This window comes from Halobacteriovorax sp. RT-2-4, assembly GCF_047085445.1.
Taxonomy (GTDB): Bacteria; Bdellovibrionota; Bacteriovoracia; order Bacteriovoracales; family Bacteriovoracaceae; genus Halobacteriovorax_A.
The window spans coordinates 997835-1019707 of the sequence record NZ_JBKIXY010000002.1 but is presented as its reverse complement, the minus strand read 5'-3'; the positions used below and the strand labels follow the sequence as shown (position 1 = coordinate 1019707).

At 35.9% G+C, this 21873-nt stretch carries 22 protein-coding genes; 16 read left to right on the top strand and 6 right to left on the bottom strand.

Features of this window, described 5'->3' with window-relative positions; genetic code table 11:
* The first annotated feature begins 62 nt into the window (after positions 1–62).
* From lepB to ACMAYL_RS15350, 11 genes are all read left to right on the top strand, one after another.
* Complete coding sequence (gene lepB / locus ACMAYL_RS15400) at positions 63–827, top strand: signal peptidase I (RefSeq protein ID WP_103217634.1); 765 nt, start codon at positions 63–65, stop codon at positions 825–827.
* Positions 828–1468: 641 nt separating this feature from the next.
* Complete coding sequence (locus tag ACMAYL_RS15395) at positions 1469–1912, top strand: hypothetical protein (RefSeq protein ID WP_103217636.1); 444 nt, start codon at positions 1469–1471, stop codon at positions 1910–1912.
* Positions 1913–1928: 16 nt separating this feature from the next.
* Positions 1929–2324 (top strand): hypothetical protein, encoded by a 396-nt coding sequence (locus tag ACMAYL_RS15390; protein WP_103217637.1) that lies wholly within the window; start codon positions 1929–1931, stop codon positions 2322–2324.
* On the top strand, positions 2302–2985 hold the full coding sequence (locus ACMAYL_RS15385) for a class I SAM-dependent methyltransferase (RefSeq protein ID WP_158246845.1): 684 nt from the start codon (positions 2302–2304) through the stop codon (positions 2983–2985). Before ACMAYL_RS15390 ends, ACMAYL_RS15385 begins: the two co-directional genes overlap by 23 nt.
* Before the next feature lie 56 nt (positions 2986–3041).
* Positions 3042–3731: a hypothetical protein gene (locus ACMAYL_RS15380; protein WP_103217639.1), complete on the top strand. Its 690-nt coding sequence runs from the start codon at positions 3042–3044 to the stop codon at positions 3729–3731.
* A 122-nt stretch (positions 3732–3853) separates the two neighbouring features.
* Entirely contained in the window at positions 3854–5503 is a 1650-nt protein-coding gene (locus ACMAYL_RS15375; RefSeq protein ID WP_103217640.1) for an ABC transporter substrate-binding protein, read from the top strand.
* A 14-nt stretch (positions 5504–5517) separates the two neighbouring features.
* Positions 5518–6543, top strand: a complete 1026-nt coding sequence (locus tag ACMAYL_RS15370) for an ABC transporter permease subunit (RefSeq protein WP_103217641.1) — start codon at positions 5518–5520, stop codon at positions 6541–6543.
* Positions 6540–7550: an ABC transporter permease subunit gene (locus ACMAYL_RS15365; RefSeq protein WP_103217642.1), complete on the top strand. Its 1011-nt coding sequence runs from the start codon at positions 6540–6542 to the stop codon at positions 7548–7550. Before ACMAYL_RS15370 ends, ACMAYL_RS15365 begins: the two co-directional genes overlap by 4 nt.
* Positions 7551–7560: 10 nt before the next feature.
* Positions 7561–8346 (top strand): ABC transporter substrate-binding protein, encoded by a 786-nt coding sequence (locus tag ACMAYL_RS15360; RefSeq protein ID WP_103217643.1) that lies wholly within the window; start codon positions 7561–7563, stop codon positions 8344–8346.
* A complete protein-coding gene (locus ACMAYL_RS15355; protein ID WP_412470397.1) occupies positions 8343–9005 on the top strand; it encodes an ATP-binding cassette domain-containing protein in 663 nt (220 codons plus the stop codon). Before ACMAYL_RS15360 ends, ACMAYL_RS15355 begins: the two co-directional genes overlap by 4 nt.
* The gene (locus ACMAYL_RS15350; RefSeq protein ID WP_392993560.1) at positions 9002–9928 is read left to right on the top strand and encodes a FecCD family ABC transporter permease; all 927 of its coding nucleotides are present in this window, start codon (positions 9002–9004) and stop codon (positions 9926–9928) included. The genes ACMAYL_RS15355 and ACMAYL_RS15350 overlap by 4 nt, the downstream gene beginning before the upstream one ends.
* Here ACMAYL_RS15350 and ACMAYL_RS15345 read toward each other — a convergent pair.
* Positions 9925–11016 (bottom strand): S1C family serine protease, encoded by a 1092-nt coding sequence (locus ACMAYL_RS15345; RefSeq protein WP_158246846.1) that lies wholly within the window; start codon positions 11014–11016, stop codon positions 9925–9927. The two genes, ACMAYL_RS15350 and ACMAYL_RS15345, sit on opposite strands and share 4 nt — an antisense overlap.
* A gap of 150 nt (positions 11017–11166) precedes the next feature.
* On the opposite strand from ACMAYL_RS15345, the gene ACMAYL_RS15340 reads away from it, so the two are divergent.
* On the top strand, positions 11167–12033 hold the full coding sequence (locus tag ACMAYL_RS15340) for a phosphatidylserine decarboxylase (protein WP_392993557.1): 867 nt from the start codon (positions 11167–11169) through the stop codon (positions 12031–12033).
* On the opposite strand, the gene ACMAYL_RS15335 is transcribed toward ACMAYL_RS15340, so the two are convergent.
* On the bottom strand, positions 11997–12776 hold the full coding sequence (locus ACMAYL_RS15335) for an endonuclease/exonuclease/phosphatase family protein (protein ID WP_412470395.1): 780 nt from the start codon (positions 12774–12776) through the stop codon (positions 11997–11999). The two genes, ACMAYL_RS15340 and ACMAYL_RS15335, sit on opposite strands and share 37 nt — an antisense overlap.
* Positions 12777–12890: 114 nt before the next feature.
* Here ACMAYL_RS15335 and ACMAYL_RS15330 point away from each other — a divergent pair, with 114 nt between their 5' ends.
* Complete coding sequence (locus ACMAYL_RS15330) at positions 12891–13193, top strand: hypothetical protein (RefSeq protein WP_103217648.1); 303 nt, start codon at positions 12891–12893, stop codon at positions 13191–13193.
* A gap of 9 nt (positions 13194–13202) precedes the next feature.
* Positions 13203–13697 (top strand): hypothetical protein, encoded by a 495-nt coding sequence (locus tag ACMAYL_RS15325; RefSeq protein WP_103217649.1) that lies wholly within the window; start codon positions 13203–13205, stop codon positions 13695–13697.
* An 18-nt stretch (positions 13698–13715) separates the two neighbouring features.
* Here ACMAYL_RS15325 and ACMAYL_RS15320 read toward each other — a convergent pair whose 3' ends face one another.
* A complete protein-coding gene (locus ACMAYL_RS15320; RefSeq protein ID WP_103217650.1) occupies positions 13716–14114 on the bottom strand; it encodes a hypothetical protein in 399 nt (132 codons plus the stop codon).
* 81 nt (positions 14115–14195) lie between these two features.
* Here ACMAYL_RS15320 and ACMAYL_RS15315 point away from each other — a divergent pair, with 81 nt between their 5' ends.
* Complete coding sequence (locus ACMAYL_RS15315) at positions 14196–15908, top strand: ABC transporter ATP-binding protein (RefSeq protein WP_103217651.1); 1713 nt, start codon at positions 14196–14198, stop codon at positions 15906–15908.
* 22 nt (positions 15909–15930) lie between these two features.
* Here the strand turns inward: ACMAYL_RS15315 and ACMAYL_RS15310 are convergent, their stop codons facing one another.
* Genes ACMAYL_RS15310 through ACMAYL_RS15300 form a run of 3 tightly spaced genes read right to left on the bottom strand, consistent with a single transcriptional unit; the run spans position 15931 to position 21536 of the window.
* Positions 15931–16908, bottom strand: a complete 978-nt coding sequence (locus ACMAYL_RS15310) for a glycosyltransferase (protein ID WP_103217652.1) — start codon at positions 16906–16908, stop codon at positions 15931–15933.
* A 9-nt stretch (positions 16909–16917) separates the two neighbouring features.
* Positions 16918–20592, bottom strand: coding sequence for a methionine synthase (gene metH / locus ACMAYL_RS15305; RefSeq protein ID WP_412470394.1), 3675 nt, complete (start codon positions 20590–20592; stop codon positions 16918–16920).
* A complete protein-coding gene (locus ACMAYL_RS15300) occupies positions 20592–21536 on the bottom strand; it encodes a methylenetetrahydrofolate reductase (RefSeq protein WP_103217654.1) in 945 nt (314 codons plus the stop codon). The genes metH and ACMAYL_RS15300 overlap by 1 nt, the downstream gene beginning before the upstream one ends.
* A 200-nt stretch (positions 21537–21736) precedes the next feature.
* On the opposite strand from ACMAYL_RS15300, the gene ACMAYL_RS15295 reads away from it, so the two are divergent.
* Positions 21737–21871, top strand: coding sequence for a hypothetical protein (locus ACMAYL_RS15295; RefSeq protein WP_255407613.1), 135 nt, complete (start codon positions 21737–21739; stop codon positions 21869–21871).
* Positions 21872–21873: the final 2 nt, after the last annotated feature.

The following is a 21873-nucleotide window of genomic DNA, read 5'->3' as shown; positions in this document are numbered from 1 at the left end:
TTAGCCTTATACTTTTTAGGGACAACTCGTTATAATTTTTTAAGTTAATAAAGTGAGGAAATATGTTTAATAAAGCACAAGAAGTTGAGGAGCAGAAACCTGCTTTTCTTTCAGGTCAATGGTTTAAAGATGAAGCGCTATCATGGATTAAAATTATTTTAATCGTATTTGGTTTCAGATCTACTTTTGTTGACCACTACCACATTCCAACAGGATCACTACTTCCGACAAATGCTATCGGTGATTCAATTGTTGTTAATAAGATGTCTTACGGGTTTAAAGTTCCATTTACGGAGTTCTTTAATCCTATTTATATCGGTGGGCAATCGCTCCCTGAACGTGGTGATATTGTTGTTTTCGAATATCCAATTAATCCTTCTATCCTTTTTGTTAAAAGAACAATTGGCTTACCTGGGGATACGATTGAAGTATATGAAAATGAATTATTTATTAACGGTAAGAAAGTTGAAAAGACTGCGATCGAAGGTGAAAAAGATCAAGAGCTAAGAGGTCTTTACGATAAAGAGCCTTCTCTTAATCCTGAAGATATGAAGTTCTATTATCAACAAATTGGCGAGAAGAAGTTTACGGTTGGTGAAAACCCAACATTCTTTAGGCATCTAAATCAAGAAAAGGTTACTGTTCCAGATGGACACGTATTCGTCATGGGTGATAACAGAGATTATTCAAGTGACTCACGTGTTTGGGGATTTGTTCCTGTAAAGAATATTCGCGGTAAGGCATTCATGGTTTGGATGTCGCTAGTGTACCCTTGGTCAGATAAACCTTTCCACTTTAGACCAAGTCGAATCGGTACATCTCTTTAAATTTTCCTGACAATAAATTTGCTATGGGGCCACAAAGGAAAGTACTCTGGTACTAGTTCCTTTTTGGTCCTATGTTAAGTGCTTGTTTTTGTAGGACCATTGATTTCTCTATAGTGCGGCCTGTGGGGCATTTTGCACACTTCAATTGTAAAGTTTTTGTAAGTTATTGAATCTATTATTTGTCAATTTTGGCACGCTACCTGCTTATATATAAGTATCCAGAGGCCAGGGGGCCTCCCCAAGATTAGGACGATTTTGGGAATTAGCAATAGGACGTTGCTATGGAAACTGAGAGTTACACTTATGAATGTAAGGTCGCTTTCAGGAAAAATGGGCCTAGAGGAAAGGGCAACAGAATTGTAAAAAGCACGAAGCTTAATCAAACCACCTCTAGGCCCCTTTTAAAAGTTGTTGTTTATTTAGAGTGTCCACGGAAGGACACGAAGAAAACATGGAAGTTATAGATAAGCTTTGGAGACATCCCTCTCTCCCTATGATTTGACCCAAAGCTTATAGAGGCCGAGAGTAACGTGTGTGGTTTTAAGAAAGGAGTGCTCTCGGCCTTTCTACGTTTTAGGGCAATTTTTTCCACAATCTTATTCATCTTTAATTAACGTTTGCAATGAACCGATGGGCTCATTGTGAGAAAGTCAAACTATGTCATCTATTTACAATTTGAACGAGCCTTAGGAGAAGAGTTTCTTTATATGTCTCGTGTGTTTTCAGAATTTGGAATGAAACTAGTTCCAATGAAACTTGATGACTTTAAGTCGATTAGAATGAAGGAGCATCAATTTGTTATTTGTTGTATCCGAGATATTCGTGCACTTTTTAATTATAATAAATTATTAAAGAGATATATGAACTTCATGCTTAGACAGGGAAGTATCACACTATTTGAGTATAGTTCATTTGCTATAACTCATGATGATGCCATCTTAAAAACAAAAAAAGTTTTTCAAGAAAGACTACCTGTTAGTATGTTTCGTATGGCCGATCGTGCGGGACAAGAAATGTTCAGCAAACTTGTGACAAATTCTTCTCGCTGGCCAGGTGGAAGAAGAGCAAAGTTACCTGAGTATTAAAAGGGATTGAGAGAGAATGAGAGTTTCAAAGGAAGTAAGTCGCTTACTTATTATTCTTAGACAAGATGCTGCTAGACTTGCAGATAAAATCATTCACCGCGAAAGAGAGTATTTGCAAATCTTATCGATGAAGCGAACACGCGAACACTTCAATGCCATTTTTAGATCTAATTTTAAAACGATAACAGTTGCGCAGTTAATGCTTTTATCTGAAGAGCTGATTATCAATCTTGAAGATTTCTATAATACCGTGGATGACCTCCATTGGTACCTCGCGCATACAGAAGATATGCCCGCAACTATTGAAGATAAAGTCCATGCTATGGTAAAAATGGTGAAAAACAAGTATGAACAACTAAATCTTTATTTAAATGCGGAGCTTGAGACTCATGAAGAAAGCGCAATTGCTTAAATTCATTATTTTACTATCTTGTTTATTTCAAGACACCTTTGCACGCCAAAGCATATCTGGTTCTCGTTATGAGTTACTAACAGGTCAAAGAGTTCAAGATAAAGCCTCAAATATCTGGGATAAGAAGTTTGCTCAGCACGACTATATTTATGGGAAGTCTCCTGCAAATTTTTTAGCAAAAAATTATCAGCATATACCTCGAGGAGCTACTGTTCTAGATATTGGGATGGGTGAAGGAAGAAATGCGGTCTTTCTTGCTACAAAGGGATATAAAGTAACAGGTGTTGATATCAGCTCAGTGGCAATTGATAAATCACTAAGGCTTGCAAGACAAGCTGGTGTTCGTATCAAGACTATTCATAAATCTGTTGATGATTTAAAAATCGCCGCAGGATCTTTAGATGCGATAATTTGCTTCTATTATGTTGACCGTGAAGTATCTAATAAACTTAAAAAGTGGCTAAAGCCTGGTGGGGTTATTATTTATGAAGGGTATACAACTGCACATAAGAAGAAATATAAAGAGCAGAGTGTCGATTCATATTTCTTAAAACCTGCAGAACTATTAACGATGTTTAATGATTTTAAAATTCTAAAATATGAAGAGCCACAACAAAGCTCCGAGCTAACTCAATCAATAATTGCTAAAAAGCCTGAATAAAAGGCATCTCTTTCCCGCAACTATCTAAAATAATTAAATATGGCACAATGGAGAGAGTGAAGTACTTCATCTTAGTTGCCACATTCTTGAGTGGAATTGTTTGTTATGCAAATATTCTCGAATTCAATAAAGACCTAGGCTATTTTTCTGGGAGAGTCTCGCATATTGAACCAAGCGCAAGACTCGTACGCTTCAAAGTCGATTTTGATAATATCAAATATATTAATAAATTAGATGAACTCGATCTCTGGGGTCTTCATCAAGAATCCTCTAAGTGTAAGGCCATTGTGATGGGCCGAACTAGTCACTACTTGTTGGTACGAGTACCAAAATATGACGAGTGCAATCGTAACTCTGCCTTTTCGACGGGGCGTTATTATAATTTTTATTCACAGGATCTTGTTAATAATGTTGCGATGGGTAATGAGTTAATTGAAATTCTTGCGAAGAAAAAATTGGCCCTTGAGTCAAAAATTAGTCGCAATAAAAAAGACCTAATTACTTATACGCAAAGAGTCGAAACGATCAATGCTCGCTATGATTTATTGAGACAAAAACTTGAGAAAGAATGGCGTGATGAGCTGCGTCGACTCGAAGATGACCATCAACAGCTTGTTCGTAACACTGAAGGTATTCAAACACGATTGAATGAAGTCGATTATAAATTACAACAATATCGCATTGAGTCTAAAAATCTTAAAGAAGACCGCTGGTCTTTGGATCCGAGGAATTACATCACAAAATAATTATCTCTTTTGTAAATAATTTTAGCATCTAGACAGACGAACGCGTACATCCTAATGTGCATTCTAGCCATTTGGTGTAAAATTTTATATTGTGACTCGCTAAATATAAAAAGGATAAGTTTATGAAAAAAGGAATCTTTTTACTTCTTTTAAGTACACTTCTATTGTCAGTAGTAGGGTGTAATAAAAGTGGTGGAGCTAAAAAATCAAACAACACTTTTTACTACAATCTAAGTGGTACTCCTACAACACTGAACCCGTTATCATCAACTGATGCTTACTCGTCAAATGTTCAAGGTTATGTTTTAGAAGGTCTTCTTAACAAAAATATTGATACAAATGAGTGGGAACCAGGTCTTGCTGAATCATGGTCAATTGAAAATGATGGTTATGATTTTGTTTTCAAAATTAGAGAAGGTGTAAAGTGGCATGATGGAAAGCCATTTACTGTTGAAGATGTAAAATTCTCTTTTGATGCAGTAACTCATCCAGAAAACAAGTATAAGACAGCTCACATGAAGTCTTACTTTGCTAACTTTAAAGAAGCTGTAATTGAAGGTCCAAGAACAATTCGTTTTAAGGCCAACAAAAAGTACTTTGGTAACCTAATGTCTATTGCTAGTGGTGGATACCTTGCAATCGTTCCAAAGCATATTTATGAAAACCCAACTGAAGAAGAAGAAAAAGAACTTAATAAAACTCTTATTGGTACAGGTCCTTATATCTTCAAAGAGCTTAGAAGAGGTAAAGGTATCTCTCTAGTTCAAAATAAAGACTGGTGGGGATACAAGACAGATAATTATAAGAATGATTACTCATATGGTGAAATCTTCATGAGATTTATTAATGAGTCTTCTGTTGCTATTCAGAGACTTGAAAAAGGTGACTTAGACTTTAACTCACTTTCACCAGAAGAATACGAACAAAAAACTAATGGCCCAAGATGGGGTAAAGAAGTTTTAAAGGTAAAAACAGAAAACAAATCAGTTAAAGGTTACGGTTTTGTTGGTTGGAACTTTAAGAGCCCAATCTTTAAATCAAAAGAAGTTCGTAAAGCAATGAACTATCTTATGAACCGTGAAGAGATGAATAAGAAATTCCGTTTCGGATATTCTGTTCTTGCAACTGGTCCTCTATACGTTCAGTCTGAATATGCAAACAAAGACGTTAAAGCGATTCCTTTTAATGTTGAAGAAGCAATTAAGATCCTAAAGAATGATGGATGGAAAGATTCAGACGGTGATGCTGTTCTTGATAAAACAATTGATGGTAAGAAGACTAAGCTTGCTTTTACAATCTTAAACCCATCTAAAACTTTCTCAAAATACTTAACTATGTATCAACAAGATGCAAAGAAAGCTGGTGTTGCGATTGAAGTAAAATACATTGAGTGGAACTCTTTCATTAAAGCTCTTGATGAGAGAAACTTTGATGCTGTAACTCTTGCGTGGTCTGGTGGATCACTAGATTGGGATCCAAAACAAATTTGGCACTCAGATTCAGCAGCTAACAATGGTTCTAACTTTATTTCTTACTCAAATAAAGAAGTTGATAAGCTAATTGATCAAGCTCAACTGACTCTTGATAAAGAAGCAAGAAAGACAATGCTTAAAAAAGTATACAAGCTAATTGCTGAAGACTACCCATATATCTTCCTATTTAACGACCGTTATACTTTCTACGGACATACTGAGCGTATGCAAAAAGAGAAAGATACTTATATTTACGGAGTTGGTTACGGAAGTAAGTGGTCGATTAAACCAGCTAAATAAGTAGGAGAGACGACTTGTTTAATTATATCCTTAGAAGATTAATGATTATGATCCCGACGTTGATCGGGGTCAGTATCCTTATGTTTGTGATGGTAAACCTTGCACCAGGTTCTCCAATCGAGCAGAAGCTTCAGCAAATGAGATTTGGTGGAGTTGGTCAAACGACAACTGATACTAGTTCAAATAATGGTGCTGTATCTCAAGAAGTTGTTGAGGCCCTTAAGAAACAATATGGTTTTGATAAGCCACTATACGTTCGTTATGGTATTTGGCTAAAGAATCTAGCTACTCTAGATTTCGGTGAGTCATTTACATACGAAGAGCCAGTAATGGACGTTGTAATGAGTAAGCTACCGGTTTCAATTCAGTTTGGATTGGTCTCATTCATACTATCGTATTTGGTGTGTATCCCGCTTGGAGTTCTAAAGGCAGTTAAAAGTGGATCTCGATTTGATGTCGTGTCTTCGTTTGTTTTATCTGGCCTTTATTCAATTCCATCTTTCATGCTAGGTATCTTACTTCTTGTTTACTTTGCAGGGGATACATTTGTTGACTGGTTCCCAATTGGAGACCTTGTTTCGGATTACTATGATGACTTAAGTATCTTTGGGCAAATCCAAGATAGAGTTTGGCACTTTGTACTTCCTCTTATCGCATATATGGTAGGACAGTTTACTGTACTAACTCTTCTTATGAGAAACTCGATGATTGATGTCATCTCACAAGATTATATCCGTACAGCAAGAGCGAAAGGTTTAGCGGATAGAAAAGTTTACTATAAGCACGCTTTAAGAAATGCTCTAATTCCAATTGTTACTGGATTCGGACACTTCCTATCTCTATTTTTTGCTGGATCTCTTCTTATTGAAAGAATCTTTAACCTAGATGGTATTGGTCTACTTGGTTACCAATCACTTCTAGAAAGAGATTATAACGTAATTATGGGACTGTTCTTTATTCAAACTGTCCTTATGTTCTTAGGTAACCTAATCAGTGACGTACTTTACACTGTTGTTGATCCAAGGATTGATTTCTCATGATTGAAAAATTTATTGAAAATGAACTTACACTTAAAAGATGGAGACGTTTTAAGAAAAGAAAGTCTGCAGTAGTTTCTATTGTACTTCTTCTCTTCTCTGTACTTTTAACACTTTCGGCACCATTAATTGCCAACAGTAAGCCAATCTATATGACGTACCAAGGGAAGTCTTACTTTCCTGTATTTAAAGACTATCATCCAAAGGAATTTGGAATTACTAACGTTTATGTTACGAATTATAGAACTTTAGATATGGATAGCGTTGTATGGCCGCTTGTACAGTGGGACCCATATGAATCAAATCGTGATGTATATGAATATCCAGCTGCACCTAGTGAGACAAATATCATGGGAACAGATGATAGAGGTCGTGATGTATTCACGCGTCTACTATACGGATACAAGTATTCAATTGCTTATGCTTTCTTAGTATGGCTTCTTTCTACTATCATGGGTGTATTCTTTGGTGGTGTAATGGGCTACTTTGGTGGGAAAGTGGATTTCTTCGGTCAGCGTGTTGTTGAAATCTTTAGTACGGTTCCAGTATTCTTATTACTACTTACGATGATTTCGATCTTTAAGCCTACACTAACGCTTCTAATTTTCATCTCATCAATCTTTGGATGGATGGGAGTAAGTTACTATGCTCGTGGTGAGTTCTTAAAGAATAGAAAGCAAGAATTCGTAGAAGCTGCACGTGGTATGGGAGCATCAACTTCTCGTATTATCGTTAAGCATATTCTTCCAAACTCTCTAGGTCCGATTATTACTTTCGCACCTTTCTCAATTGCTGCAGGTATCTCTGGTCTTGCTTCACTTGATTACCTGGGGTTTGGTCTTGCAATTCCTACACCTTCTTGGGGAGAGCTTCTTAACCAAGCTCACCAGAACTTTAGAATTGCATGGTGGCTAGCTGTTTATCCTTCAGCTGCACTATTTACTAGTTTATTCTTACTCGTACTTATTGGAGACGGAGTAAGAGACGCACTAGATCCAAAAATGAAATAATGAGGTTGGCGTGAGAATATTCATCTTAGTATTCTCCGCCATTCTTTTCTTTAATTCTCACGCACAAAATTTTCGAGTCCTTTCAACTCTTCCAAGCTTTACTGAGTCAATGTTTTATCTAGATGCTGGAAAACTGTTAGTTGGAGTCTCTGACTATTGTAATTTTCCAGAAGAAGCCAAGCGTTTGCCACGCTATGGGTCTTCATTTGAAATTAATCTTGAGAAGGTTGTAGAAGACAAAATCACGTCTGTTCTGCTTGCTGAAGTTCAAGGCGGACGAGTCAAAAATAATTTAGAAAAATTAGGCGTTGATGTCATCATTACACCATATAAGAAACTTGATGATGCAGTAGGGATGCTTAAAGTTTTTAACGAAAAGTTTAAGCTTAACAAAGATAAGAAAATCGAAGCGTTTTCTAATGAACTGAAATCTCTTTTAAAACCTATATCTAAAGGTAAGAGAGTTCTGATGATTATCGATGAAAAGTTTAAGGATGGTAAACTACATGAGGTTAGGGCCATCGGTATTGATAATTATTATCATGAGATATTAACAAAACTAGGTGCAAAAAATATTGTAGCGGAATCAGGTTACCCTTTAAGGAGTCTTGAGAGCTTACTGACTTCTAATTTCGATTTAATTCTAAGAATATCAGATCGTAAAATAAAGTCAGAACAAGATTGGAAGAATTCTTATTTTAAAGATAAAATTTATCTATACGAAAAAGATTATGCGGTTGTTTTGGGACCTAGGACATTATCGTTAGTTAAAGATTTAAGGGAGATTTTGAAGTGATTAATTGTGAAAAATTATCAATTCAAGATAGGCTATCAGTGAATAGCTTCTCATTTGAATCAGGCCATTGTGGAGTTATCGGCCCAAATGGTGCAGGGAAATCGAGCTTTCTAAAGGCAATTGCTAATCTTGTTGATTTCAATGGAAAATGTCTTGTTGAGGGGGATGTTGCGTATTGTGGTGATAGTGCTTCAATCCAAACTGATATGGATGCGCAAGAAGTTATGTCTTATGCTAGGGGTAGCAAGGCGCAAGACTTAGCTTATCTTAAAAAATTAATTAAACACTTTAACTTTGAAAATCTTCTAACTAGAAGAGTGTCAACATTAAGCGGTGGAGAAAGGCAAAGACTTAATCTGATTTGTGCCTTTTATTATGACTGTAAGTTTACTTTACTAGATGAGCCCACAAATTACTTAGATCCAATTTACGTTGAAAGGCTGAGTTGTTTTCTTCAAGAGTATAAAAAAAGCTGCTTTGTTGTTTCCCATGACTTTAACTTCATTATAAATATTTGTGATCGTCTTGTGGCGTTTGAAGACTCTCAAATGAGTTTTGATTCGACTGTAGATGAAGCCGTGTCGACAAAAATCTTTGATAAGATATTTCATAAGAATTTTAACTATCACGTGATTGATAATAAGAGGTATATTCTGTGAAAAAAACAATCCTCTTATATATTGCGGTTATTTTAGCGGTAACACTTACTCCTTTCATAGGCCGAGAAGGAATTATTGACTTAAACGAGCAGGGACTTTATATCCTAGAGAACTTGAGATTCCCTAGGGTTTACTTAGCATTTTTAGTTGGTGGAATACTTTCTGTAATAGGGAGTACAACACAGGTAATTTTTAGAAACCCACTTGCTACTCCATATACTCTTGGCTTTTCGAGTGTGGCCGCCCTTGGGCTTGCTATTGCGGAGCTTGGATTTAATTCTTTTTCTTTAGGGGCTTATATTGCTCTTTCATCAATCTTTCTTCTAATCTTATTATTTCTCTATTTGAATAAGTTCTCGTCTCAAAGAGTATTATTATTTGGAGTTTGTCTTTCTATCTTTTCATCAAGTGCTATAGTCTTTGTTCAAAGTATACTTGGAAATGAAAGCATTGCTAGGCTAATCCGCTGGATGATGGGAAGTCTTTCAATTGTAGGGTTTGAGGGTCTTTTATATACAGCACCATTATATATTTTAGGTTTAATTTTCTTTGTTATTCATAAGAGAAGTTTAACTCTAATTTCTATTGGAGAAGATTTTGCACAAACGAGGGGAGTGCCAACTCGTAAGGTAAATGCAACACTAATACTTGTTTCAAATATACTAATTGCAGTTGTCGTATGGCAATGTGGCCCGATTGGTTTTGTTGGCTTGATTATTCCACATATTACAAGGCGACTTGTAAGTGCTAACTATGAAAGAAGCTTAATGCCTACTTTTATCTTAGGGGGTGGCTTCTTAGTACTATGTGATTTTATTTCAAGAATAGTTTTGGCAAATAGTATTATACCAATTGGTGCAATTACGGCGTGTGTTGGAGCACCTGTTCTGGCACTCCAACTATTTAAACGAAGCGAATCTTAATTTCTTTTTATTTCTTCAAGTTTTACGATGGCCTTTTTAAGTGCAGAACCTCTTCGGTAAAGAACTTCTACGTTATCGCCAACTTTATATTCATAAAGAGTATTAAAGATATCATCGAAATCATTTATTTCTTTTCCATCAATCTTTAAAATAACATCTCCTAGAATAATACTTCTTGTACGTGGATCTTGTTCTAGACCTCTTAATCCCGCTTTTGCAGATGGCCCATCTGGTCGAACACTTTGAATCGGAAGTCCCTTTTCAACATCAATACCGTAGAAGTATGAGAGCTCTCTTTTTTCAGCAATGGCTATACCAAGACCTGGTCTTTTCACAATTCCGTATTTAATTATTTGTGGCACTACTTTACTTACAATATTTATAGGAATAGCAAAACCAACACCTGCCGATGAGCCAGAGTTTGAAAAGATCATTGTATTGACACCAATTACATTTCCTGAAGAATCAAATAGCGGTCCTCCTGAATTTCCAGGGTTAATTGAAGAATCTGTTTGTAACATTCCTCTAATTTCAACTCCACCAATGCCTTGAATTCCTCGATTTTTAGCCGAGATAATCCCTGTTGTTACCGTTGCATCAAGACCAAATGGCGAACCAATAGCAATGGCCTTTTGACCAACCCTAACTTTATCAGAGTCTCCTCGATTTAGTGGCTTAATATCTCTTGGGATTTCTAATAACTTCAAGACAGCAATATCTTTTGCTGGCTCTGTTCCAATTAGTTTTGCTTTATATTCTTTTTTATTGTTATTAAATCTTACTAAGAAGTTATCTCCACCTTCGACTACGTGAAAGTTTGTAATGATGTGCCCTTTATCATCCCAAACCCATCCTGAACCTTCACCTTTAACGACTTGTTTATTTGTCATCGAAAAGAAGAAGCCACTTCTTGCTCTCATACGACCTAGGGTCGAAATATTTACGACTGAATTCACTGAACGATCGAACACTGAAATAGTATTACGTTCACTTTCTAATATCGCCTTATTTTCATCAAACAAAGCCTTTGAATTTAGGGATGTTAGTAGAATAAGAATTAAAAAGAATGGCCTTAAATTGCTTTTCATAATATTCCTCATTATCTCTTTTTGACGCTCATCTCATTATACATATATAATCATAGTATAAAAAATTTTGTAACACAGAAATGTCAAATTTCTGTAAGAATTCTGAGGTCACTCGTGGATATTAATTATTTTAATCGTTATACAAATCAAATGGAAGTGGAGAAAGTTTACGGGGATACTGCTATTAATTTCCTCTATGGAAATCCTCTTGGAAAGCTAATCTCTGGTGCAATTACTTCATCAATTGTCTCGTGTATGTATGGCGAAATTCAAAATATGAACTTTACTAAGAATAAGGTTCCAAAATTTGTAAAAGATTATCAAATAAATATGGATGATTTCCTTCCAACTGAAGGACGTTCAAAAGATGACCCTTATGGCAGCTTCAATGAATTTTTTATTCGTAGGTTTAAAGAAGGAAAGAGGCCATTCTTAGATGAAGCTGATTCGATGTCTGCGTTTGCTGAAGCAAGATACTTTGGATATGAATCAATTAATAACCAAGTTAAGATACCGGTTAAGGGCAAATTTTTAAATTCAACGGAGTTATTACAGAATTCTAAGTGGGAAAGTGTTTTCGAAGATGGACCACTTCTTCTCGCTCGATTATGTCCTGTTGATTATCACCGTTTTCACTATCCTCTAGATGGTGAAGTGATTGATTACTACAAGATTGGTGGTGGATATCATTCAGTAAACCCACTTGCTCTACGTAAGAAAAATGATATTTTTTCTACAAATATCCGTGAAGTAACAGTTATGCAAACTAAAGAGTTTGGCAAAATTGCATACGTTGAAGTTGGTGCAACGATGGTTGGCCGTATTGTACAATCAAGTGATTTAACAACATTTAAAAGAGGCGATGAGAAAGGTTATTTCTTATTCGGTGGCTCTACTGTCATTGTTATTGGTGAGAAAGGTAAGTGGTCACCAACATCAGATATCCTAAATAATACAAAGAACGGAATTGAAACTTATATTCATTTAGCAGATAAAGTTGCACAAACTGGAAAGTGATCTGATGGGTAAATCCCCTCAGAGCTTTCTTTATGAAGGTGAATTTCTTCGCACTTTAAAGTATCTTTTGAGTGAAGAATCCAGTCAATTCGAGAACCATCTTCACGAAATCCTTTGAAGCTATGATGACTCTCACACTCTTCATGACCCAGGTCTAGCCATGGATCAGTAAGATTGAGGTCACTTTCATCTAGTACTTTCCTAACTTTTTCAAAAGGTGACTCATTAAAGTCTCCAGTTAAAATAATAGGATAGTCAGCTCTTACTTTTTCAATTTCACTAATTAGGACTTTAATTTGTTCCTTTCGTGTATCAGATTCAAGGTGATCTAAATGAGCATTCACAAAGAAGTAGTGTTTTCCATTTTCCTTGGCCTTAAGAATCGCCCATGTACAAAGTCTTGGAAATGCACTTCCAAATGATTTCGACGCAGCAATATAAGGTGTTTCAGAAAGCCAAATGTCTCCTGAATTTATTAATTCAAAGATATCTGGTCGATAATAAAGAGAAGGATACATTCTATCTTCAATCCACTCACGATTTGAATCAATGATCTCAAGTCCATCTAAGAGCTCTTGGAAATCTCTTAATTGGGGCTCCCAGCCTTCTTGGGTTCCAATAACATCTGGTCGATAGGCATTCAGTGCGTTTGCAAGGATAACACGTCTCCCATCCCATGAATGAACTCCATCGGCAGGGTTGTTAAATCGAATATTTGAAGAAATTACAGTGAAATTAAACATATTCCATTAATGAAAACATATTTTTCATCAATAGAAAAATAGAAAACTCCGCAATCGACACAAGTAGTTAAAAACTGACTTTTTTATTAAAAATGGGCCAGTTAAGGAGGTCTTATGGTTCAACAAGAGCAATTAATTAAAGAAATTAAAAAACGTTATCCAAAGCATACATACAAGCAGTTGGGAGAGATGTTTCAGATGCAAACGACACGTCTATTTAGATTAATGAATGGCGCAGAAATGAGAACTAGTGAGTATTTTAAGATAAAGGAAAAGCTAGAGATTAATTCTTCGGAACTCAGTTCATTAATTCAATTCTTAGAAAAGCATTCATTCAGCTTAAGTCGTAACGATTGTAATGAAATTGTGAGTAACTTAGAAGAAAAGTTTTTTATTAGAAAGTTAACAGGGTTATAGGGAGAGAATATGTCACGTTTATTAATGGTAGAAAGAGCAATTTTAGAAGTTTGTGGTAAGTCTCAAAAAACAATATTTCAAATCTCTAATGAAACAGGAATGAGTTTATCTTTAGTGGGGAGCTTGTGTGTTCGCTTAAATAAGAAGGGCATACTAAAGAGGCAAGATAGTACATATTCGCTTAATAAAGATGCCCAAGGTTTAATGATTGCAAATGCAGTAGAAAATGTCAGAAAAGAAGTAAATGAAGTGGCCAGTTCAATTGTAGAAAATTATTTTAGTCAGAAAGAAAATCGATCATTAAAACTTCAAAAAGTTTATGTAAACAAAACAGAAGAGCTTATTCTTAATTCAATGCTTGATCAGTTGAATAGTTTTGTTGAGGAGCTTCAGCGTAATTACAAAAAAAGTTCAAATAATATTGTGAAAAAACAAAAGGTTTTACTTTGGGGACATGGTAATTATTCAGACATAATTAATAGCTCTTTAAACTTAGCGAAGTAATATTAATAATGTCTAAAATTAGCCAACGTAGCCAAAATCATTAAGCATTTTGGCCACAAGTTCTTTTAATTGATATTTTAAAATCTTATTTTCAGGAGACAGTGTAGAACATTCGATATAGCCAATCATTGTTTTAAAATCTGTCTCTCTTTCATTTTCCTTTAGCCATGAATCAAATGTGAGGATGGCCTCAATCCAAGCACGAACAGAGTATTGAGTTTTATCAATAAGACTAAATAAGAGTTCACCATTTTCTTTCTGACTTGGTGAAGATTTCAGATGCTTTTGTAGGTAACTAAAGATTATTTTTATCTCATCTTCAGAATGTATATTCTCTAACAGAAGATTAAGCCTTTCATCAGAAAGGAAGGCCACTGGATATTGTGCTCTGAGTCTTCTAAAATACTTTTCAATCATAGTGCCTAACATGGTGTGCAAACGAGTTATTTTGTTCTAAACTAGCAAAGTTAATTATATCTAATTTAGCAAGGGTTTTTCATGTTTGAAACTATTAAAAATATATGGCCACTAATCCATCGCCATCGCGCCAGAGTTATCGGAAGTATGATCTTCGGTATTGGTATGGCCTTAATTAAGGGTGGTCAAATGGCGCTAATTAATCCTCTTTTCACAAAGGGGCTTTCGCCAGAATCAACACTTGAGGAGATTCTTGGAATTGTAGGATTAGCTTGTTTACTTGCACTTATTAATTTACCTGTTCGCTTCTTTCATTTCTATTGGATGCAATTTGCAATGAACGATGCTGTATGTGAAATCAGAACAAAGATTTATTCAAAGATTCAAGATATTCCAATTTCATTTTATACGACGACTAAGCAAGGTGACGTTATTTCAACAATCTTAAATGATACGATGATTTACTCGCAGGGGATAAGTGGTCTTCTTACATTATTAAGAGAGCCGATCACATTATTTGTTTTATTAGGATATGCCTTCTATCTTGATTGGCAACTAACACTTGTTACATTTGCACTTCTTCCTATTATGCTTTTAATTTTCGGTTTCTTTGGAAAGAGAGTAAAGGCACACCAATCAGATGTTCAATCGAGACTTTCTGATATGACTCATGTCATTGGCGAAGGTGTTGGTGGACAAAAAATTATCAAGGCTTTTAATCTTCAAGATTATACGAGGGATTTCTTTAAAGGATATCAGAATAGCTTTTTTGAATTTCAAATGAAATCAGAAGTAATGAGACAAATTTCACACCCTTTAGTTGAATTTATGACAACTCTAATCCTTTCTTCAGTTATCGTTTTTGCTCAGGTGAAGATTACTGGAAATGCAATGACAACAGGTGAGTTCATTACTTTTATTGCAATTATGGCAATGATCCAAGATCCGATTAGAAAGACAAATGAAGCAAATTTAAAAATTAGCCAGGCGCAAGCTGCGGAAAAGCGTATTTTTAAATTTTTAAAAGTTGAAAATGAAAAAGATGACGGTAAAAATGAGCACTCTGAATTAAGTGATAAAATTTCTTTTGCAAATTTAGACTTCTCTTACGGTGATCATCAGGTCATTAATAATTTGAGCTTTGATATAAATAAAGGTGAAAAGGTTGCTTTAGTTGGGCTTTCAGGCTCTGGTAAGTCGACTCTTATTAATGTTCTTCTTGGACTTTATCCTGTTAAAAAAGGAAGTTATAAAATCGATGGTATTGATTCAAGTGATTTCAAATTAAAATCACTACGCCATTATTTCGGCTTAGTTTCGCAAGATATCTTCCTGTTTAATACAACGATAAGAGAAAATTTAACTCTAGGTAAGGAAGTCAATGAAGCTCAAATTCAAGAAGCATTAAAAGTGGCCCATGCGATAGAGTATATTAAAGAGCTTCCAGAAGGGCTAGAAACTGTTATCGGTGATCGTGGGGTAAGACTATCTGGTGGACAAGCACAACGTTTAACAATCGCTCGTGCTTATCTTCAGGATAATGATGTCTTCTTATTTGATGAAGCGACTTCTGCTCTTGATAATGAATCAGAGAAAGTAGTTCAACAGTCGTTAAATGAGCTTGCAAAAAATAAGACAGTTATTGCTGTTGCACACAGGCTTTCAACTATTCAAAACTATGACAAAATCATTGTATTAAAAGATGGAAGGATGATTGAGCAAGGCCGTCATGATGAACTAATGAACCTTGATGGCGAATATAAAAAGTTATATGAACTGAGTATGAAGTCTTAACTTCATACTCAGTAGGTATTGATTAGAATGGTAGTCGTTTTCCGGCCCTAAATGGATAAATCCATTCTGGTTCTTCTTCATTTAAATGTTGTCCATTTAAAACAATCTTATACTTTTCAACAAAGTCCTTTGTGAACCTTTCAATTGAATAGTTTTCGATTACATGATTTCTAATAAAGTCTCGATCGAATTCTTCTGCACCATTTTTAAAGTATTGAATAATCTCTTCATGGCTATAAAAAGTTCTTCCAGTTCCTTTTACGATTAGATCAGGAAGTGAACCGAAGCTAGAACCAAATACAGGTATACCTTGAGTCATTGCTTCAATAATGGCAATTCCAAAAGGCTCATGCCATCTAACTGGAAATAGTAAGGCGTCGCATTTTTGCATGATCGACAACTTATTATCACCCCCAACCATACCATGGTTGTGGATAAGAGGATGAATTCCAAGTATTGAGTTTCCACCACAGATGTGTAGATGCTTATTTGTTTTTAGAGCTATTTTTAAGGATTGCTTTAAATTTTTTACTCGCCATGATGCTTTTGCAAGAAAGAGAAGGTGTTCTATTTCTGTTATCTTATTACTTGTGTAATTGATAGGGTATTCTCTCATGTCGACAGCGTTATTTACATAAGATGTACTATTATGATTTCTTGCATGTGACTTCGAGCAAAATACCGTATTACGATCATGCTTTTCACCAGGGAAGCCATTCCCTTGGACATTTAATACGTATGGTACATCGATTCTAATTTTCTCCGGAAATGAGACGTGTACAATATCGATATTATCGGGAACAAGTTTTTGCCAATCTTCGCCTTTGTTCCATACAATATGCTTGATTCCGTGCTTTGTTACTTCACTCTCTTTTGGTCCAATAAACGTTACTTGATGTCCTTGTCTAACTAGTTCAAGCATGTGCCAAAAAACGGCCCTTTCAATTCCACCATATTTCTTTACTGGAAGAACTTTATGGTGATGGATACATACATGCATTTCTGCTCCTTATAGTATTGGCCTAAGCCATTTTTTAGTTATTTCTAGGTCCTGAGCTTTTACTTTTGAGTAATGCTCAATTTGGTCCTGGGCAATGTTTAGAATATTAAAATATTTAGCACAAGGGTTAAAGAAGATGTAGCCAGAAACTGAACTAGCAGGATACATGGCAAAGTTCTCTGTTAAGTATGCGCCAGTATTTTCTTGTACATTCATAAAATCCCACAGCTTCGCTTTTTCTGTATGGTCAGGGCATGCAGGGTAGCCAGCTGCTGGTCGAATACCAATATATTTTTCTTTAATAAGTTCATCTAAAGAAAATTCACGCTCTTCTTCGATTCCACACATCTGACGTGCTCTTTCGTGAATTAACTCTGCATATGCTTCAGCAAGACGATCTCCTACGGCCTTAACCATAATTGAAGTATAATCATCACCACTTTCTTCAAAAGTTTTAGCATACTTCTCAACTTGATCTCCCATTGTGACAACAAATGATCCAATATAATCCTGCTTTTCACCCTTTGGTAGGATGTAGTCGGCCAGAGATAGATAAGGGCGATCTTTTTGTGTCTTTTCTTTTTGTTGCCTTAGGAAGTTGAAGGTACCAAATTCATTCATATTTTCATCGAGTAGGATAACATCTTCATCTTTTGAATAAGCTGGCCAAAATCCTAGGACTGCTTTTGGAGAAAAGCGATTGTTCTCAATAATATCGTCTAAGATATTTTGAGCTTCGTTATAGAGTTTTTTGGCTTCTTCTCCATAATCTTTATGCGATAAGATATGAGGGTAGAGACCTTTTAGTTCCCATGTCCAAAAGAAAGGTGACCAGTCGATATACTTTGCAATTTCAGCAACACTAATATCGTCAAACTTCTTAGCGCCAATGAATGGAGGTGTGAATTCGACAAATGTTTGTCTTGGGTCAACTCTTAAGTGATCACGGGCCGCTTCTAATGAAACCGTCGCTTGGCCACTATCTTTCTTATTTTCAAAATATTCTTTTGTTCTTTTTTGTGACTCTTTAAGATCTTTTAAAAAATCATCTCTTAGATTAGTACTTAAAAGGCTATTACAAATTCCAACTGTTTGAGAGGCATCCCCAACGTGAACGACAGGACTTGTACACTCAGGTGCAATTTTTACTGCAGTATGAGTTTTAGAAGTGGTAGCACCGCCTATTAAAACAGGTACTTCAAGACCTTGACGATTGAACTCTGCTACGTTGTGAATCATCTCATCAAGTGAAGGCGTGATAAGGCCACTTAGTCCAATGAATTTGGCTTCGTGTTCTTTGGCAGCTTTAATAATTTCTTCACAGCTAACCATAACCCCAAGATCAACAACGTTATAGCCATTGCAAGCGAGAACAACACCAACAATATTCTTTCCGATATCGTGAACATCACCTTTAACTGTTGCAATAACAAATGTATTCTTTTTACTTTTCCCGTCAGCATCCTTTTCCATAAATGGTTCAAGGTATGCAACAGCCTGTTTCATAACACGTGCACTTTTAACAACCTGTGGAAGAAACATTTTACCTGCACCAAACAGATCACCTACAACTCTCATCCCATCCATTAGAGGGCCTTCGATGACATTTATGGGAGCACCTAGCTCTTGTCTTGCTTGTTCGACATCTTCTTCAATGAATTTACCGATACCTTTTACAAGTGCGTGGGTGATACGCTCTCCAAGATTTCCTTCACGCCAAGTTAAATCGTCTTCTTTTGCCTTTGATTTTACACCTTTAAATTTTTCAGCATATTCGATTAAGTCATCAGTTGCACTTTCAGAACGGTTGAAAAGGACATCTTCAATTTTCTTCATTAGCTCAGGTTCAACGTTCTCGTAAACTTCGAGCATTCCCGCGTTTACAATTCCCATATCTAGGCCTGCTTTAATCGCATGGTAGAGGAATGAGCTATGCATAGCCTCGCGTACAATATTATTTCCACGGAATGAGAAAGATATATTTGAAATACCACCACTAGTTAAAGCGCCTGGACATTTTTCTTTTATTTCTCTTACCGCTTCGATGAAGTTTATCGCGTAGTCATTATGTTCTTCAATTCCTGTTCCAACTGTTAGTACATTTGGGTCAAAGATAATATCTGTGGCCGGGAATCCTACTTCTTCAGTTAGAATTTTAAAGGCGCGTTGGCATATCGAAACTTTTTCTTCTTTAGATGCAGCTTGTCCCTTTTCATCAAATGCCATGACAACAACGGCCGCTCCATATTGAAGGATCTTTTTCGCATGTTCTTTAAAAACTTCTTCACCTTCTTTCAATGAGATTGAGTTAACAATCCCTTTTCCTTGAATGCACTTAAGCCCTTCTTCGATGACCTCCCACTTAGATGAGTCGATCATAATAGGAACCTTACAAATATCTGGCTCAGATGCAATTAGGTTTAAAAATTTAACCATACAAGCTTTAGAGTCGAGGAGACCTTCGTCAAAATTCACATCGATGATATTTGCTCCATTCTCAACCTGCTGTCGGGCAATATCTAAAGCTGCTTCAAAGTTTTCTTCACGAATAAGGCGTGCAAATCTTGGTGAGCCTGTCACGTTTGTACGTTCTCCAACCATGATGAATGGACGCTCTCCTGTATAATCAAGATTTAACGGTTCAAGTCCTGAAAGTCTTTGCGTTTTAGGGAGATCGTGTTTTTCGCGAGGATTGATATCTTTTAGATGATTGTAAATAGCGTTGATATGATCAGGAGTTGTTCCACAACAACCTCCAACAATATTAACGAGCCCCGATTCTGCAAACTCTTCAAGAAGAGCAGCTGTCTCATTTGGCTTTTCATCATAACCTGTATCACTTAACGGATTAGGAAGTCCTGCATTAGGGTAACAAGATATCAAGCAGTCTGAAACTCTTGATAACTCTTCAATATATGGGCGCATCTCTTGTGCTCCAAGTGCACAATTGATACCAACACTAAATGGCCTAGCATGTTCAACTGAGTTCCAAAAAGCTTCAACAGTTTGACCTGATAGAGTTCTTCCTGATGCATCTGTAATAGTTACAGAGAGCATAATTGGAGTATCAAGGTTGTTATCATCTAAATACTTTTTCATTGCAAAAATTGCAGCTTTTAAATTTAGTGTATCAAATGAAGTTTCAGCTAAAAGTAGATCGGCACCGCCGTCAATTAGTCCTTTTGTTTGCTCGTAATAATTATCAACTAACTCATCAAATGTAATACCTCGAAAAGCAGGGTTATTAACATCAGGTGAAATTGAAGCTGTTTTATTTGTTGGCCCTAGAGCTCCAGCAACGTAGCATTTACGCTCCGGATTTTCTTTCATGAATTCAAGACAAGCCGCTTTGGCAATCTTGGCCGCTTCCACATTTAGTTCATATGCAATTTCACTTAAGTGATAATCGTCTTGAGCTATTCTCGTTGCCGAGAAAGTATTTGTTTCAATAATATCTGAACCAGCAGCAAGGTATTTTGTATGAATCTCTTTAATAACTTCTGGTTTAGTAAGATTTAATAAGTCGTTATTTCCTTTCAAGTCTATCTTAGTATCTTGAAAGCGATTTCCTCGAAAATCTTCTTCTGTTAGATGGTATTGTTGGACCATTGTTCCCATAGCACCATCTAGAAAAAGAATTCTATTCTTTAGTGTTGATTCTAATTCACTACGAATATCTTTCATTAATATATACCTTTTAAAACTTCTGAAACATTTGCACTATCATTCATTACATAGAAGTGAACTGAAGGAACATTTGCATTTAGTAATTCTTCCGTTTGTTTTCTTGCCCATTTAATTCCGATTTCTTTAATATGTTCTGAATTTTCTGTCGCTTCATTTACGAACTCATCTGGGAAGTCTACATAGAAGTGCCTCGGTACATTTGAAAGCTGTCCCATGCTCTTAATGACTTTAATTCCTGGAACAATTGGACACGTGATTCCAGCTTCACGACATTTATCAACAAATTCAAAATACTTCGTATTATCAAAGAACATCTGTGTAACGATATAATCAGCACCAGCATCAACTTTCTCTTTTAGGTACTTTATGTCTGTCGCTAGATTTGGAGCCTCAAAGTGTTTTTCTGGATAGCCTGCAACACCAACAGAAAAGTCTAGAGGTAAGCTATTTGAAATATCGTCAAGATAGATACCTTTTTTTACGTTATCAATTTGCTCCACAAGGTCTTTTGCATAGAAATTTCTTTGGCGAGAAAGATCGTATTTTTTATTATAGTTAAGGGCGTCTCCACGTAAGGCCAAAACATTATGAATACCGAGGTAGTTAAGTTCGATTAGAGCATCCTCAGTCTCCTCTTTGGTAAAACCTTGAGTTAAAAGGTGAGTAACTGTATCGATTTTAAATCGATTTTGAATAACTCCACAGATCCCAACTGTTCCCGGACGTTTCTTGTAGATCTTTCTCTCAACTGAGCCATCATTTTTTTCGTTATAATATGCTCCTGCTGAGTGTGCTGTTACGTCAATCCATGACGGATTAAATGGCAAGAGCTCCTTAACGATATCCGTTACAGCTGAAATATTTTTTCCTCTTGGTGGAGGTACAATTTCAAAACTAAAAAGTGGGCTCGTCGCCTTGTCGATGTGCTCGATAACTTTCATTCGTGTATTTCCCTATGTGTAAATTAGACACCTTATTTTAATCATTTATGAGCAATAAGAAAAGGCGAGGGCCCCTTTTTCTGGGGCCTTAGGTTAATTCGAATGAATCAGGTAAATGGAATATTTAGATAACTTTAGAGGTTAAATGGGGGGAGCTAGAAAGCATCATGTTTGCTTCTAACTTGAAGGATTTTTAACCTATGGCCGAATATATTTGGACTTTTTTCACAAATGAAATGAGTGATCTATTCCACAATGAAATATATTGCCTAAATTCAGGTGCTTATGAGTTTCACGATGGGCCAAAAACTGTTATCATATTTATTAGAGGATGATT